The sequence below is a fragment of the Pseudomonas sp. genome (assembly GCF_036387035.1).
GTDB lineage: Bacteria > Pseudomonadota > Gammaproteobacteria > Pseudomonadales > Pseudomonadaceae > Aquipseudomonas.
The window spans coordinates 1-14,011 of record NZ_DASVUM010000070.1 but is presented as its reverse complement, the minus strand read 5'-3'; the positions used below and the strand labels follow the sequence as shown (position 1 = coordinate 14,011).

The following is a 14,011-nucleotide window of genomic DNA, read 5'->3' as shown; positions in this document are numbered from 1 at the left end:
GCCGAGCGTGACGGCTATTGCCGCGTTTTTCGGCGTCTTGCCTGAGCGCAAGGATTGTAGTGTCACGATGCCCTAGCGGCGGTGCGGGCGGAGGTCTAGTATGGCCGCACTCAAATCAGCCAGGAGGTAAGTCATGTCGGCCACCAAGAAGCCAGTAAACACTCCGTTGCATTTGCTTCAACAGCTGTCGGGCAGCCTGCTCGAACATCTCGAAAACGCCTGCTCTCAAGCACTGGCTGATGCGGAAAAACTGCTCGCCAAACTCGAGAAACAACGTGGCAAGGCGCAGGAAAAACTGCACAAGTCGCGCATCAAATTGCAGGACGCTGCTGCCGCCGGTAAGGCCAAGGCGCAAGGCAAGGCCAAAGACAGCGTGGCTGAGCTTGAGTCGTTACTCGACGCTTTGAAAGATCGTCAGACTGAAACCCGTAGCTACATCCTCAGCCTCAAGCGTGATGCTCAGGAAACCCTGAAGCTGGCACAGGGCATCGGCCGCGTAAAAGAAGCCGTCGGCAAGGCATTGAACGACCGTGCGGCAAAAGCCCCGGTTCCAGCCGCTGCCAAGCCGGTCGCCAAGGCAGTGGCTGCCAATGCACCTGCGAAAGTCGCGCCCAAGGCCCCGGCGGCCAAGCCGGCCGCTAAGCTCCCAGTGAAAGCGGTTGCTGAGAAAACCGTCGCCAAAGTGACCGCCAAAACCGTCGCCAAGCCTGCTGCGAGCAAGGCACCTGCTGCCAAGCCAGCGGCCAGTGCCGCCAGTAAGCCTGCGGCTAAAACTGCGGCTGCTGCGAAATCCGCTGTCAAGCCGGCTGCCAAGACAGCTGCTGCCAAACCAGTAGCTGTGAAGGGCGCTGTCAAACCTGCGCCGGCTAAAGCGCCTGCCGCCAAACCCGCGTCCGCTGCCGCTGCCAAGCCTGCCGCCAAAGCGAACCCGGTAGCCAAGTCTGTCGCCAAAGCGGCGTCTGCCAAGCCAGTCGCCCCAAAAACCGCTGCAAAGCCGGCCGCTAAGGCTGCTGCCAAGCCAGCCGCCACTGCGCCTGCTGCTCCGGCCGCCGTTGCTGCGCCAGTCGCTCCCGCTGCGCAAGCCGCTGATTCGACACCGACCAGCGCGTCCTAAGCAATATCGGTCCCGGCGCGAAGCAAAATCTGCAGCGCGTCGGGACTGGCCTGTGCCGCACCTCCCGCCAGCGCCTCCAGCCACACACCGGTCGGTTGGGCATCTCGCTCCGGCCAGTCTTTGGTGAGCCGTTGCAGCCTTACCAGCAGCTCGCGCTCGGCATCAAGCTCCAGTGTTTTCAGCCTGTCGCGTAACGCCGTCAGTTCTTCGTCAATTACTGCGCCTGCCTTCCAGCGTGTCCGTACATCCCGCAACGGTCCTACTACCTGCTCGTGCCAGGGGTCGGCCAATTGTCCGATTTGTTGCGCCCGCTGCGGGTCGAACTGCACACCGCGCCGGTCCATCCAGACGCCGCACAGCAGCGCACAGACATTGGCGCCGTTGGTTTGCAGCGTCAGACACGCCTGCTCGACGCCTGGGCGGGCATAGAAATCCAGGGTGAAACTCCAAAGGTCCGAAAGCATCGTCATCTACCTGTTTTGGGCGAAGCTGGTAGACTCCGCCGCCATTATGATCAGACTTCAAAGCCTTACCTTACAGCGTGGTCCGCAACGTCTGCTAGAAGACGCCGAGCTGACCCTGCACGCCGGCCAGAAAGCCGGCCTGATCGGCGCGAACGGCGCCGGTAAATCCAGCCTGTTTGCGCTGCTGCGGGGGGAACTGACCCCCGATAACGGCGATTGCCTGCTGCCCGCCGATTGGCGCATCGCGCACATGCGCCAGGAAGTCGATACCCTCGATCGCCTGGCAGTGGACTACGTGCTCGACGGCGATCTGCGCTTGCGTCAGGTGCAGCACGACCTCGCCGCTGCCGAGGCGGCCCAGGACGGTGCGGCGCAGGCGCGTCTGCACTCCGAGCTCGACAGTGCCGACGGTTACACCGCCGATGCACGGGCGCGCAAACTGCTGGCAGGGCTGGGGTTCACCAACGAGCAGATGGAGCGTCAGGTCAGCGATTTTTCAGGCGGATGGCGGATGCGTCTGAACCTGGCGCAGGCCTTGATGTGTCCTTCGGACTTGCTGTTGCTCGATGAGCCGACCAACCACCTGGACCTCGACGCCATTCTCTGGCTCGAAGACTGGCTGAAAAGTTATCAGGGCACGCTGCTGCTGATCTCCCACGACCGCGATTTTCTCGATGCGGTGGTGGATCATGTTGCCCATGTCGAGCAGAAAAAGATCACGCTTTACCGTGGCGGTTACAGCGCGTTCGAACGTGCTCGTGCCGAGCGCCTGGCCCAGCAACAGCAGGCCTATGACAAGCAACAGGCCCAGCGCGCGCACATGGAGAAATTCATCACGCGCTTCAAGGCTCAGGCCACCAAGGCCAAGCAGGCCCAGAGCCGGATCAAGGCGCTCGAGCGGATGGAAGAACTGTCGGCGGCACACGTCGATTCCCCGTTCGACTTCACCTTCCGCGAATCGACCAAAATCTCCAGTCCGCTGATGGATTTGTCTGATGCGCGATTGGGCTATGGCGACAAGGCCATCCTGCAAAAAGTAAAATTGCAGCTGACGCCGGGCGCCCGCATTGGTCTTTTGGGGCCCAACGGCGCCGGTAAATCCACGCTGATCAAAAACCTCGCGGGTGAGCTCGAACCGTTGAGCGGACGCATGGTGCGTGGCGAAAACACGGTAGTCGGCTACTTCGCGCAACATCAGCTTGATTCCCTGGACGCTAAAGCCAGTCCGTTGCTGCACCTGCAACGTATCGCGCCCGTTGAGCGCGAACAGGCGCTGCGGGACTTCCTCGGCGGTTTTGACTTCCGCGGTGCGCGTCTCGACGAGCCGGTGCTGAATTTCTCCGGCGGCGAGAAGGCGCGCCTGGCGTTGGCCCTGATTGCCTGGGACAAGCCCAATCTGCTGCTGCTCGACGAACCGACCAACCACCTGGATCTGGAAATGCGCCTGGCCCTGACCATGGCGCTGCAGGAATTCAGTGGTGCGGTGTTGGTGGTCTCACACGATCGCCATTTGCTCAAGAGCACGACGGACAACTTTCTCCTCGTCGCCGATGGCCTGGTTCAGGAGTTCGATGGCGATCTGGACGACTATGCGCGCTGGCTGGTGGACTACCGCCTGCGCAATGCGCCGACGAGCAATACGCCAGTCAACGTCGACAAGACCGACAAAAAAGCCCAGCGTCAGCAGGCTGCCGCATTGCGCCAACAACTCGCTCCGCACAAGCGCGAAGCTGACAAGCTTGAGAAAGAGCTTGGCACCGTGCACGAGAAACTGGCGAAGATCGAAGCGGCCCTGGGCGACAGTGGTGTCTACGAAGCGGCCAACAAAGACAAATTGCGTGACCTGCTGGCCGACCAGGCCAAGCTGAAATCCCGCGAGTCCGAGCTCGAAGAAGCGTGGATGGAAGCACTGGAACTCCTGGAATCGATGCAGGCGGAGCTGGAAGCGTTGTCCTGACGGCGTCGCCTGCGTTAGCCGTGAAACGCTGATCGACCGGAACAGCTATGTGCCAAGTTGCTGAAACAGTCAGAAATGACTGGCTTTCAAAGGCCCGGAAACACTAGGTTAGACAAAGTTTTTCCTGACAGAGGTGCGCAATGTCGCTTGAAACATGGTTTGCGTTCTTCGCCGCTTGTTGGGTTATCAGCCTGTCTCCGGGCGCCGGCGCCATCGCCTCGATGTCCAGCGGTCTGCAATACGGGTTCTGGCGCGGCTACTGGAATGCGCTGGGCCTGCAGGTCGCCCTGGTTGTGCAGATCGCTGTGGTCGCCGCCGGGCTTGGCGCAGTGCTGGCCACTTCGGCATTGGCGTTCACCCTGATCAAATGGTTTGGCGTCGCTTACCTGGTTTATCTGGGCATCAAGCAATGGCGTGCGCTGCCGAGCGATCTGGCGGATGAGTCGGCTGTGCGCCCGGTGGGCAGGCCGCTTGTGCTCATGGCCCGCGGCTTTCTGGTGAACATCAGCAACCCCAAGGCGCTGGTGTTCATTCTGGCGATCCTGCCGCAGTTCATCGACACGCACCTGCCGCTGCTGCCGCAATACCTGATCATCGCCGCGACCATGGTCTGCGTGGACTTGATCGTTATGGCCGGCTACACCGGCCTGGCCTCAAAAGTGCTCCGCTTACTCAAAACCCACAAACAGCAACGCCGAATGAACCGCACGTTCGCCGGATTGTTCGTCAGCGCAGCGGCATTTCTCGCCACTTTGCATCGCGCCTGATCCAGCGAAAACCGGTCCCACTGGATGCATACGACGCATTAGTGGGACCGGCTTCAGCCGGGAAAAGGCCGGTTCGGTTGCCCTCAATTTTACAGGGCGACGCTTGAAGTTCAGCTTGCCTGCTTCGCCTGAACGCAGCGCTTGAGTCCTCAGCGACTAACATGAACAATGGCAACCCTTCGCATTCCTATTTGAGATCCACCCCCATGTTCCGCTCCCGCTTTTCGACGTGCCTGAGCCTCGTGCTGTTGAGCCTGTTCAGCGTCGGTGTGTGCGCAGCGCCCGCCGAGGACGCCGCGCAGGCGTTGCATGTGCTCGATTACGTGGGGGCTGACTATCCGGCGACGATCGCGGGCGGAAAGGTCATCGACGATGCCGAATACCGCGAGCAGGCGGAGTTTCTCGCGGCGTTGCAGGGCATGATCGCCGCGCTGCCGGCCAAGGCAGAGCGGGCAGAGCTTGAGCAGGGCGTTGCAGCGCTGGTGAGTGCCGTCGATCAGAAGCAGGACGGTACTCAGGTGGCCCGTCAGGCGCGTCAGCTCGGCGCCAAGTTGGCGGTGGCGTATGAAGTCAGCCAGGCCCCGGTCATCACACCGGATCCGGCGCGTGGCGCGCCGCTGTATGCGCAGCATTGCTCTGTGTGCCATGGCGATGCCGGGGCAGGGGACGGTCCTGCCGGGATCGGCCTTTCACCGCCACCGGCCAACTTGCGTGACGCCGCACGGCTCGACCGTCTGAGTCTTTACGACATCTACACCACCCTTGGACTGGGCATTGACGGCACTGAGATGCCCGCATTTGCGGACCAGCTGGATGACCGCCAGCGTTGGGACGTTGCCACTTACATCGCAGGCTTCAGCGCTGATGCCGCGACCGGCCGGGACAAAGCCTACAACCTCGCCGATCTGGCGCGACAGACCCCCGCTGAAGTCAGCGCAAGTGAAGGGCCGCAAGCCGCGGCAAGCTTCCGTGCCCAGCGTGCTCAGCCTCCCCAGGTTCAACGCGGCCCGGCGCAGCTGCTCGATTACACCAGCGCCACTCTGGACAAGAGCCTGACCGCTTACCAGTCCGGTGATCGCGAGCAAGCGTATGACCTGTCCGTCGCGGCATACCTGGAGGGCTTCGAGCTGGTCGAAAGCTCGCTGGACAACGTTGATGCCACCGTTCGCAAGGACACCGAGAAAGCGCTTATGGCCTACCGGCAGTCGCTGCAGGACGGTCTGCCCGCCGAACAGGCAGCGCAGAAGCTGGCTGACGCCAAGGCCAAGCTCAAGGCGTCTGCCCAATTGCTCGGCAGCAGTGGCTTGAGCACCTCATTGAGCTTCATCTCCGGTCTGCTGATTTTGCTGCGTGAAGGCTTGGAAGCGATTCTCGTGCTCGCGGCCATCCTCGCGTTTCTGCGCAACACCGGCCAGCAGTCGGCAGTGCGCAGCGTCAACGTCGGCTGGGGGCTGGCGTTGTTGGCGGGACTGGGTACATGGGCGCTAGCGGCCTACGTCATCGATGTCAGCGGTTCGCAGCGCGAACTGCTGGAGGGCGCGACGGCGCTGTTTGCCAGCGTCATGGTGCTGTGGCTGGGTGTGTGGATGCACGACCGACGTCATGCCGCCGCCTGGCAGGACTACATCAAAAACAGTCTCGTCGGCGGTGGCGGCCGTTTCGGCTTCGCCGTGCTGGCGTTCTTCTCGGTCTATCGGGAGCTGTTCGAAGTCATTCTGTTCTATGAAACCCTGTGGCTGCAGGCAGGGCCCGCGGGCCACAACGCGGTATTGGCCGGCGGCGCCACGGCGCTGGTGCTGCTGGTCGGATTGGCATGGGTGATCCTTCGCGGTTCTGCGAAGCTGCCACTGACCCTGTTTTTCGGTATCAACGCAGCGCTGCTGTGTGCGCTGTCGGTGGTGTTTGCTGGTCATGGCGTTAAAGCGCTGCAGGAAGCCGGGATTTTCGGCACCCGTCCGGTGCCGTTCTTTGATTTCGATTGGCTGGGCATCCATGCCGACGCCTATTCGCTTGGCGCTCAAGCTATAGCGCTGCTGGCGATTGTGGTGCTGTACGGCCGCAGCCGTCTGGTTGAGAAGCGCCGCGCCGCAGCTGTATAAACTCACTTTCTGAATCGGAGCCGTGTAATGCGCGTCTGGATCGATGCCGACGCCTGCCCCAAGGCCGCCAAGGACCTCGTCATCAAATTCGCCCTAAAGCGTAAGTTTGAGGTGGTGCTGGTGGCGGGGCAGAGCCAGATCAAGCCAAGCCTGACCCTTGTGAAGTTGATCGTTGTGCCGAGCGGGCCGGATGCGGCGGATGATTATCTGGTGGAGCACGCTGTGCCGGGCGAACTGGTGATCTGTAGCGATGTGCCCTTGGCTGATCGGCTGGTGAAGAAGGGCGTCGCAGCGCTGGACCCACGGGGGAAGGAGTTCGATGCGCAGAACATGGGGCAGCGCCTGGCGATGCGCAATCTCTTCACGGATCTGCGCGAGCAAGGCCAGGCAGGTGGCGGGCAGGGCGCTTATGGCGAGCGGGAAAAGCAGGCGTTCGCCAACTGCCTCGACCGGATACTGACGCGGCTGGCCCGTGAGTACCCCGCGCAGTGGCAGCGGGGAACAATAGCCTCCCTTGAGTGGGCGGATAACGGCGTTACCGAACACGCCTCCAGGATCAGGCGCTGAGGCGGTCCTCGTTTTCCTGCACCAGCTCCAGAACCCGGTCCACCAGCTTGTTGATTCCGGATGCGGCTTCGCTGATGGACGTGGCGACCATGTAAGCCGGCGTGCTCACCAGTTTACGGTCCTTGTCTTCGACGATTTCCGTCACCTCACACGCTTGGTGGGTGCCGCCCATTCGGGTGATCGCTGCGGCGGTCTCGGCGTCGTTGCCGATCGTGCAGGTCACCCCCGGCCCATAGATTTTGGCGGCCAGCGCAGGCGATACACAGATGAGCCCGACGGGTTTTCCGGCCGCAGCGAACGCTTCGGCCATCGCAAGGACTTCAGCCTGAACCTTGCAGCCGGCGCCTTGAGTCGCAAAATCCGACAGGTTTTTCGCAGCACCGAAGCCGCCAGGAATGATCAATGCATCGAATTCAGTGACGTCTGCTTCGCGGATGTCTTCAATGGCGCCCCGGGCGATGCGGGCTGATTCGACGAGCACGTTGCGCGACTCTGGCATTTCGTCGCCGGTCAGGTGATTGACGACATGGTGCTGAGGGATATTGGGTGCAAAGCACTTCACCGCCGCGCCGCGTTGGTCGAGGCGCAGCAAGGTGAGCACGCTCTCGTGAATTTCAGCGCCGTCGTAGACGCCGCAACCAGAAAGAATAACGGCCACTTTTTTGGTCATTCGCGTGTTCCTCTCTCAGGCTCGTACAAGAACCGGTAGGCAGGTCAGACATGCGCTGATCACAGGTCATGAATCTAGGACAACGCTGTCAGCGAATGTCTCCGGATTCATCGGCGTGCGGCTGGCGTTACTCGTCCGGGGTGTTCTTGGCCTCGGTATTGGCCGTGAGGGCCAGCTTGGCTTCCCGGGCGACACGAGCATTTTTGATGCGCCGGCGAATCCACAGCAGCACACCGATGACCAGCAATGCGCCGAGCACCCACAGCTCGTATTTCTTGACGTTGCCCAGCAGGCCTTCGAGTACGGCCCCAAACTTATAGGCCGCCGCGCCGAGGGCCGCAGCCCATACCGCAGCCCCAATGCCATTGAGCAACAGGTAGCGCCCCGGTGGATAGCCGGACAGGCCAATGGCAACCGGCATGACCGTCCGCAGGCCATAGACGAAGCGGAAGCTCAGCACCCAAATATCAGGGTGGCGCCGGATATGCTCCAACGCGCGATCGCCCATCAACTGCCAACGTGGCTTGCGGGCCAAGAGCTTGCGGCCATGCTTGCGCCCCATGAAATACCAGAGCTGGTCACCGGCGTAACTGCCGAAAAAGGCAACCACCACGACCAGATTGATATCCATGTATCCGCGGAACGCGAGAAATCCGGCAAGCACCAGAATGGTCTCGCCTTCAAAAAAGGTCCCGAGGAAAAGGGCGAAGTAGCCAAATTCTTGTAAAAAATGCTGGAGCATCATTTGGGTGCTGGCGAAATGAACGCGCAGCCTAACGCGCCCAAGGCATTCAGGAAAGTATGCAAATGTGTCACGGCGTTAAAGTTTCCTACGTCCAATGGCGATTTTTCGCTCGAAGATGGCGTTTGTGTCCCAAACGTTACGTGGCAATTACAACTGTCATGGAAGTGTCATAAGCGCGGCTTATAAATGTCGCGCTTGCCCTCATTGCGGTATCTCCACCCTTCGGAAATCCTGCTGGCCCGAGCAGATACTCCCGACATGTCGGCGGGCCGGGGTTGCACGTCGCGGAGAAATCCGTAGCGTGGAGAGTCAAACTGCTTATAGCAGCGGGCCTGATGTCCATCGCCCCACCGGGCAACCCAGCGTCATGCCGCAAGCATTTTTCAGAACTGCCACGCCTGGGCGTGACCGTTGCCCCACGCTGTTCGTCACCACTGTTGTGGCGCAAGCGGCATTTCGACCTCGGCCGTATGCGCGGCCCAACTGTCACAAGGCCAATTTCCTTACAGGATTATTCATGATCAACGAAGGATCTACCGAAGCCGCAGCCGAGCTTGACCCACAGCCCCTTAGCCCGGAAGTCACTGCCGTGGTCGAGCCGACCATTGAAGTGGTCCCCGCGCTGGAACCGCATCATCCCGCCCCGCATGCCATCGCGGTGCCCAATCTGGATGACAGCAGCCTCTATATTCATCGCGAGCTCTCGCAGCTGCAATTCAACATCCGCGTGTTGGAACAGGCGCTCGACGAGTCCTACCCGTTGCTTGAGCGGCTGAAGTTTCTGCTGATTTTCTCCAGTAACCTGGACGAGTTCTTCGAAATTCGCGTCGCCGGCCTCAAAAAGCAAATCACCTTCGCCCGCGAACAGGCCGGCGCTGACGGGCTCCAGCCTCATCAGGCCCTGGCGCGCATCAGCGAACTGGTCCACGGCCACGTGGATCGCCAGTACGCCATTCTTAACGACATCCTCTTGCCGGAGCTTGAAAAGCACCAGGTGCGCTTCATCCGCCGTCGCAACTGGAACGCCAAGATCAAGGCCTGGGTGCGCCGTTATTTCCGTGACGAGATCGCGCCGATCATCACCCCGATCGGTCTGGACCCGACGCACCCGTTTCCGCTGCTGGTGAACAAGTCGCTGAACTTCATCGTTGAGCTGGAAGGCATTGATGCCTTTGGCCGCGACTCGGGTCTGGCGATCATCCCGGCACCGCGCCTGTTGCCGCGCATCATCAAAGTGCCGGAGGACGTAGGCGGCACTGGCGACAACTACGTATTTTTGTCGTCGATGATCCACGCCCACGCCGATGACCTGTTCCAGGGCATGAAGGTCAAGGGCTGTTATCAGTTCCGGCTGACCCGAAACGCCGACCTGGCACTCGACTCCGAAGACGTGGAGGACCTTGCACGCGCACTGCGCGGCGAGCTTTTCTCGCGTCGCTATGGCGATGCGGTGCGTCTGGAGGTGGCTGACACCTGCCCGAAAACGCTCTCCGATTACCTGCTCAAGCAGTTCAATCTGAGCGAGAGCGAGCTGTATCAGGTCAATGGCCCGGTGAACCTGACCCGGTTGTTCAGCATCACCGGCCTGGACAGCCATCCCGAGCTGCAGTACATGCCGTTTACCCCGGCGATTCCGAAGCTGCTGCAGAACAGCGAAAACATTTTCAACGTCATCAGCAAGCAGGACATCCTGCTGCTGCACCCGTTTGAATCCTTCACGCCGGTGGTCGATTTGCTGCGTCAGGCGGCCAAAGACCCCCACGTGCTCGCCGTGCGGCAGACGCTGTACCGCAGCGGCGCCAATTCCGAAATCGTCGATGCGCTGGTCGATGCCGCGCGCAACGGCAAGGAAGTGACCGCCGTCATCGAACTGCGCGCGCGTTTTGACGAAGAGTCGAACCTGCAACTGGCGAGCCGCTTGCAGGCAGCGGGCGCCGTGGTGATCTACGGCGTGGTCGGCTACAAGACCCACGCCAAGATGATGCTGATTCTGCGACGCGAAGCCGGCGAGATTGTCCGTTACGCGCACTTGGGCACCGGTAACTATCACGCCGGCAACGCACGTCTCTATACCGACTACAGCCTGCTGACATCAGATGACGCACTGTGCGAAGACGTCGGCAAGCTGTTCAGCCAGTTGATCGGTATGGGCAAGACGTTGCGCATGAAGAAGCTGCTGCACGCGCCGTTCACCCTGAAGAAAGGCATGCTGGACATGATTGCCCGGGAGACGCAGTTCGCGTCCGAGGGCAAGCCAGCGCACATTATCGCCAAGTTCAACTCGCTGACCGATCCGAAGATCATCCGCGCGCTGTACAAGGCCAGTCAGACCGGGGTGAAAATCGACCTCGTCGTGCGCGGCATGTGCTGCTTGCGCCCAGGCGTGCCGGGCGTGTCACACAACATCCAGGTGCGCTCCATCATCGGGCGCTTTCTGGAGCACACGCGGGTGTTCTACTTCCTCAATGGCGGCGACGAGCAGATGTTCTTGTCCAGTGCCGACTGGATGGAGCGCAACCTCGACAAGCGCGTCGAGACGTGCTTCCCGGTCGAGGGCAAGAAGCTGATTCTACGGGTCAAGAAAGAGCTGGAAGGGTACCTGACCGATAACACCCATAGCTGGCTGCTGCAGCCGGACGGGCGTTACCTGCGCAGCACCCCGACCGGAAATCAGAACGCCCGCAATGTGCAGGCGAGTCTGCTTGAGAAGCTGAGCAACCCGGTCCTCAGCGTACGTTGAGGATGATGCCGACTCGGGTCAGCCACTCCGCTTCAAGCGCGAAGTCGGCCTGAGTCAGCTGGTTGTTTTCCAGCCAGCCATCCGGGAACACGATGTCCAGATGGTTGCCGCTGGCGGTCAGCACGGGCTGAGGCATTTCCTGGGTGCCGCGAATGTGGTGAAACAGGATCGCGAAGCGCAGTAGCACGCACAGACGAATCAGCTTCACGCCTTCATTGCCGAACTCGGCAAACCTGTCCTTGGGAATATTACGGCGATGGCCGCGCACGAGCAGGCCGAGCATTTGCTGGTCCTCGCGGGAAAAGCCGGCCAGGTCCGAGTGCTCGATCAGGTACGCGCCATGCTTGTGATAGTGATAGTGGGCGATGTCCAGACCCACTTCATGCACCTTCGCGGCCCAGCTCAGCAACTCGCGATACGAATTGTCTTCAAGCTCCCATGCCTTGGCCACCTGCTCCAGGGCAGAAAGCGCCTTGCGTTCGACACGGGCGGCTTGTTCGAGATCAACGTGATAGCGCTCCATCAGCGAGCTGAGGGTCCGTTCGCGCACGTCTTCGTGATGATGGCGTCCGAGCAGGTCGTACAGCACGCCTTCACGCAGGGCCCCTTCGCAATGGTCCATGCGCTTGAGGTCGAGTGCGTCGAAGATTGCTTCGAGAATCGCCAGACCTGCCGGGAAAATCGCCCGACGATCCGGCTTGAGGCCTTCGAAATCGATCTTGTCCACTTCGCCAAGCTTCATCAGTTTGCGCTTGAGCCAGGCAAGGCCTTCGGCGTTGACCTCGCCGTTGCCATGGCCGCCTGCCTTGAGCGCCAGGCCGATGGCGCGAATGGTGCCGGACGAGCCAATGGCCTCATCCCACGTCAGACGGTGCAACGCATGTTCGATGCTCATGATCTCGAGCCGCGCTGCGGTGTAAGCCTGGGCGTAGCGCGCCGGTGTGATCTTGCCGTCCTTGAAGTAGCGCTGAGTGAAGCTGACGCAGCCCATTTGCAGGCTCTCGCGCAGCAATGGCTCGAAGCGCTGGCCAATGATGAACTCGGTGCTGCCGCCGCCAATGTCGGCGACCAGGCGTTTGCCGGGCGTGTCGGCGAGAGTGTGGGAGACGCCCAGGTAGATCAGGCGCGCTTCTTCACGGCCGGAGATGACTTCCACCGGGTGGCCAAGGATTTCTTCGGCGCGGTGGATGAATTCGTTGCGGTTACGGGCTTCGCGCAGGGCGTTGGTGCCGACGATGCGCACGGCGCCGAGCGGCATACCGTTGATCAGTTGGGCGAAACGCTTTAGGCAGTCGAGCCCGCGTTGCATGGATTCTTCGCTGAGGCGGCGGTCGTCATCGATCCCCGCGGCCAGCTGCACTTTCTCACCGAGCCGCTCAAGGATGCGAATCTCACCCTGATTGGCTTTGGCGACCACCATATGGAAGCTGTTGGAGCCCAGGTCGATCGCGGCGATGAGCGAGAGGTTTTTGGCTGTGGATAGCGGCATGGTCAAAAGGTCTCGGTCGATAACCCCGACATCGTGCCACGATCCATCACCGTCGCCAAACCTGGAACGTATTTACGCGAGGTTCAGTGCGACCGGCTTCAGCCGGAAAGAGGCGGGTGGGTCCGACGTCAGTTTCGCGGCGTGGCAGCTGACGCCTTCCCGGCTAAAGCCGGTCCCACTGACTGACCGCATGTATTCAGCGGGATCGCGTGTATTTGTGGGACCGGCTTCAGCCGGGAAGAGGCCGGTGGGTCCGACGTCAGTTTCGCGGTGTGACAGTTGACGCCTTCCCGGCTAAAGCCGGTCCCACTCACTGACCGCGTGCATTCAGCGAGATCGCGTGTATTTGTAGGACCGGCTTCAGCCGGGAAGAGGCCGGTATGCGCGGCGTCAGTTTCGCGGTGTGGCAGCTGACGCCTTCCCGGCTAAAGCCGGTCCCACTCACCGACCGCGTGCATTCAGCGGGATCGCCTGTATTCGTGGGACCGGCTTCAGCCGGGAAGAGGCCGGTATGTGCGGCGTCAGTTTCACGGTGTGGCAACTGACGCCTTCCCGGCTAACGCCGGTCCCACTGACTGACCGCGTGTATTCAGCGGGATCGCGTGTATTTGTGGCACCGGCTTTAACCGGGAAGAGGGCGGTGGGTCCGACGCCAGTTTCGCGGTGTGACAGTTGACGCCTTCCCGGCTAAAGCCGGTCCCACTCACTGACCGCGTGCATTCAGCGGGATCGCATGTATTCGTGGGACCGGCTTCAGCCGGGAAGAGGCCGGTATGCGCGGCGTTAGTTTCACGGTGTGGCAGCTGACGCCTTCCTGGCTAAAGCCGGTCCCACTCACTGACCGCGTGCATTCAGCGGGATCGCATGTATTTGTGGGACCGGCTTCAGCCGGGAAGAGGCCAGGGTGAGCGCCATCAATTCTGCGGTGTGCCATTTGATGCCTTCCCGGCTAAAGCCGGTCCCACTCACTGAGCGCGTGCATTCAGCGGGATCGCATGTATTTGTGGGACCGGCTTCAGCCGGGAAGAGGCCGGTGGGTCCGACGTCAGTTTCGCGGTGTGACAGTTGACGCCTTCCCGGCTAAAGCCGGTCCCACTGACTTACCGCATGTATTCAGCGGGATCGCATGTATTTGTGGGACCGGCTTCAGCCGGGAAGAGGCCGGTATGTGCGGCGTCAGTTTCGCGGTGTGGCAGCTGACGCCTTCCCGGCTAAAGCCGGTCCCACTAACTGACCGCGTGTATTCAGCGGGATCGCGTGTATTTGTGCGACCGGCTTCAGCCGGGAAGAGGCCAGGGTGAGCGCCATCAATTCTGCGGTGTGCCATTTGATGCCTTCCCGGCTAAAGCCGGTCCCACTCACTGACCGCGTGCATTCAGCGGGATCGCATGTATTTGTG

9 protein-coding genes and 1 pseudogene are annotated in these 14,011 nt (G+C 61.2%); 6 read left to right on the top strand and 4 right to left on the bottom strand.

Going from position 1 to position 14,011, the window contains the following annotated elements:
- Nucleotides 1–133 precede the first annotated feature (133 nt).
- Nucleotides 134–1,114, top strand: coding sequence for an AlgP family protein (locus VF672_RS06320; RefSeq protein ID WP_331102612.1), 981 nt, complete (start codon nt 134–136; stop codon nt 1,112–1,114).
- Here the strand turns inward: VF672_RS06320 and VF672_RS06315 are convergent.
- Complete coding sequence (locus VF672_RS06315; RefSeq protein WP_331102610.1) at nt 1,111–1,578, bottom strand: TIGR02444 family protein; 468 nt, start codon at nt 1,576–1,578, stop codon at nt 1,111–1,113. The genes VF672_RS06320 and VF672_RS06315 overlap by 4 nt on opposite strands.
- A 46-nt stretch (nt 1,579–1,624) precedes the next feature.
- Between VF672_RS06315 and VF672_RS06310 the strand changes: the two genes are divergently transcribed.
- The 4 genes and pseudogenes from VF672_RS06310 to VF672_RS06295 form a co-directional block, all read left to right on the top strand.
- Nucleotides 1,625–3,535, top strand: coding sequence for an ATP-binding cassette domain-containing protein (locus VF672_RS06310; RefSeq protein WP_331102608.1), 1,911 nt, complete (start codon nt 1,625–1,627; stop codon nt 3,533–3,535).
- 140 nt (nt 3,536–3,675) lie between these two features.
- Nucleotides 3,676–4,302, top strand: coding sequence for a LysE family transporter (locus VF672_RS06305; RefSeq protein WP_331102606.1), 627 nt, complete (start codon nt 3,676–3,678; stop codon nt 4,300–4,302).
- Nucleotides 4,303–4,508: 206 nt separating this feature from the next.
- Entirely contained in the window at nt 4,509–6,401 is a 1,893-nt protein-coding gene (locus VF672_RS06300) for a cytochrome c/FTR1 family iron permease (protein ID WP_331102604.1), read from the top strand.
- Between the two features lie 27 nt (nt 6,402–6,428).
- Nucleotides 6,429–6,878: pseudogene (locus VF672_RS06295) on the top strand (YaiI/YqxD family protein); the annotation flags it as partial.
- Nucleotides 6,879–6,957: 79 nt separating this feature from the next.
- On the opposite strand, the gene elbB reads toward VF672_RS06295, so the two are convergent.
- Both elbB and VF672_RS06285 read right to left on the bottom strand, forming a co-directional pair.
- Complete coding sequence (elbB, locus tag VF672_RS06290) at nt 6,958–7,638, bottom strand: isoprenoid biosynthesis glyoxalase ElbB (RefSeq protein ID WP_331102602.1); 681 nt, start codon at nt 7,636–7,638, stop codon at nt 6,958–6,960.
- Between the two features lie 127 nt (nt 7,639–7,765).
- On the bottom strand, nt 7,766–8,383 hold the full coding sequence (locus tag VF672_RS06285) for a DedA family protein (protein ID WP_331102600.1): 618 nt from the start codon (nt 8,381–8,383) through the stop codon (nt 7,766–7,768).
- A 517-nt stretch (nt 8,384–8,900) separates the two neighbouring features.
- On the opposite strand from VF672_RS06285, the gene ppk1 reads away from it, so the two are divergent.
- Nucleotides 8,901–11,123 carry a polyphosphate kinase 1 gene (gene ppk1 / locus VF672_RS06280; protein WP_331102597.1) on the top strand — a complete coding sequence of 741 codons (2,223 nt, stop codon included), beginning with the start codon at nt 8,901–8,903 and terminating at the stop codon, nt 11,121–11,123.
- Here the strand turns inward: ppk1 and ppx are convergent.
- Nucleotides 11,110–12,612: an exopolyphosphatase gene (gene ppx, locus VF672_RS06275; protein ID WP_331102595.1), complete on the bottom strand. Its 1,503-nt coding sequence runs from the start codon at nt 12,610–12,612 to the stop codon at nt 11,110–11,112. The genes ppk1 and ppx overlap by 14 nt on opposite strands.
- Between the last annotated feature and the right edge of the window lie 1,399 nt (nt 12,613–14,011).

Excerpts from the sequence above, each read along its gene's own strand:
- VF672_RS06320 (WP_331102612.1), top strand. The coding sequence starts at position 134 with ATGTCGGCCACCAAGAAGCCAGTAAACACTCCGTTGCATTTGCTTCAA.
- VF672_RS06315 (WP_331102610.1), bottom strand. The coding sequence starts at position 1,578 with ATGCTTTCGGACCTTTGGAGTTTCACCCTGGATTTCTATGCCCGCCCA.
- VF672_RS06310 (WP_331102608.1), top strand. The coding sequence starts at position 1,625 with ATGATCAGACTTCAAAGCCTTACCTTACAGCGTGGTCCGCAACGTCTG.
- VF672_RS06305 (WP_331102606.1), top strand. The coding sequence starts at position 3,676 with ATGTCGCTTGAAACATGGTTTGCGTTCTTCGCCGCTTGTTGGGTTATC.
- VF672_RS06300 (WP_331102604.1), top strand. The coding sequence starts at position 4,509 with ATGTTCCGCTCCCGCTTTTCGACGTGCCTGAGCCTCGTGCTGTTGAGC.
- elbB (WP_331102602.1), bottom strand. The coding sequence starts at position 7,638 with ATGACCAAAAAAGTGGCCGTTATTCTTTCTGGTTGCGGCGTCTACGAC.
- VF672_RS06285 (WP_331102600.1), bottom strand. The coding sequence starts at position 8,383 with ATGATGCTCCAGCATTTTTTACAAGAATTTGGCTACTTCGCCCTTTTC.
- ppk1 (WP_331102597.1), top strand. The coding sequence starts at position 8,901 with ATGATCAACGAAGGATCTACCGAAGCCGCAGCCGAGCTTGACCCACAG.
- ppx (WP_331102595.1), bottom strand. The coding sequence starts at position 12,612 with ATGCCGCTATCCACAGCCAAAAACCTCTCGCTCATCGCCGCGATCGAC.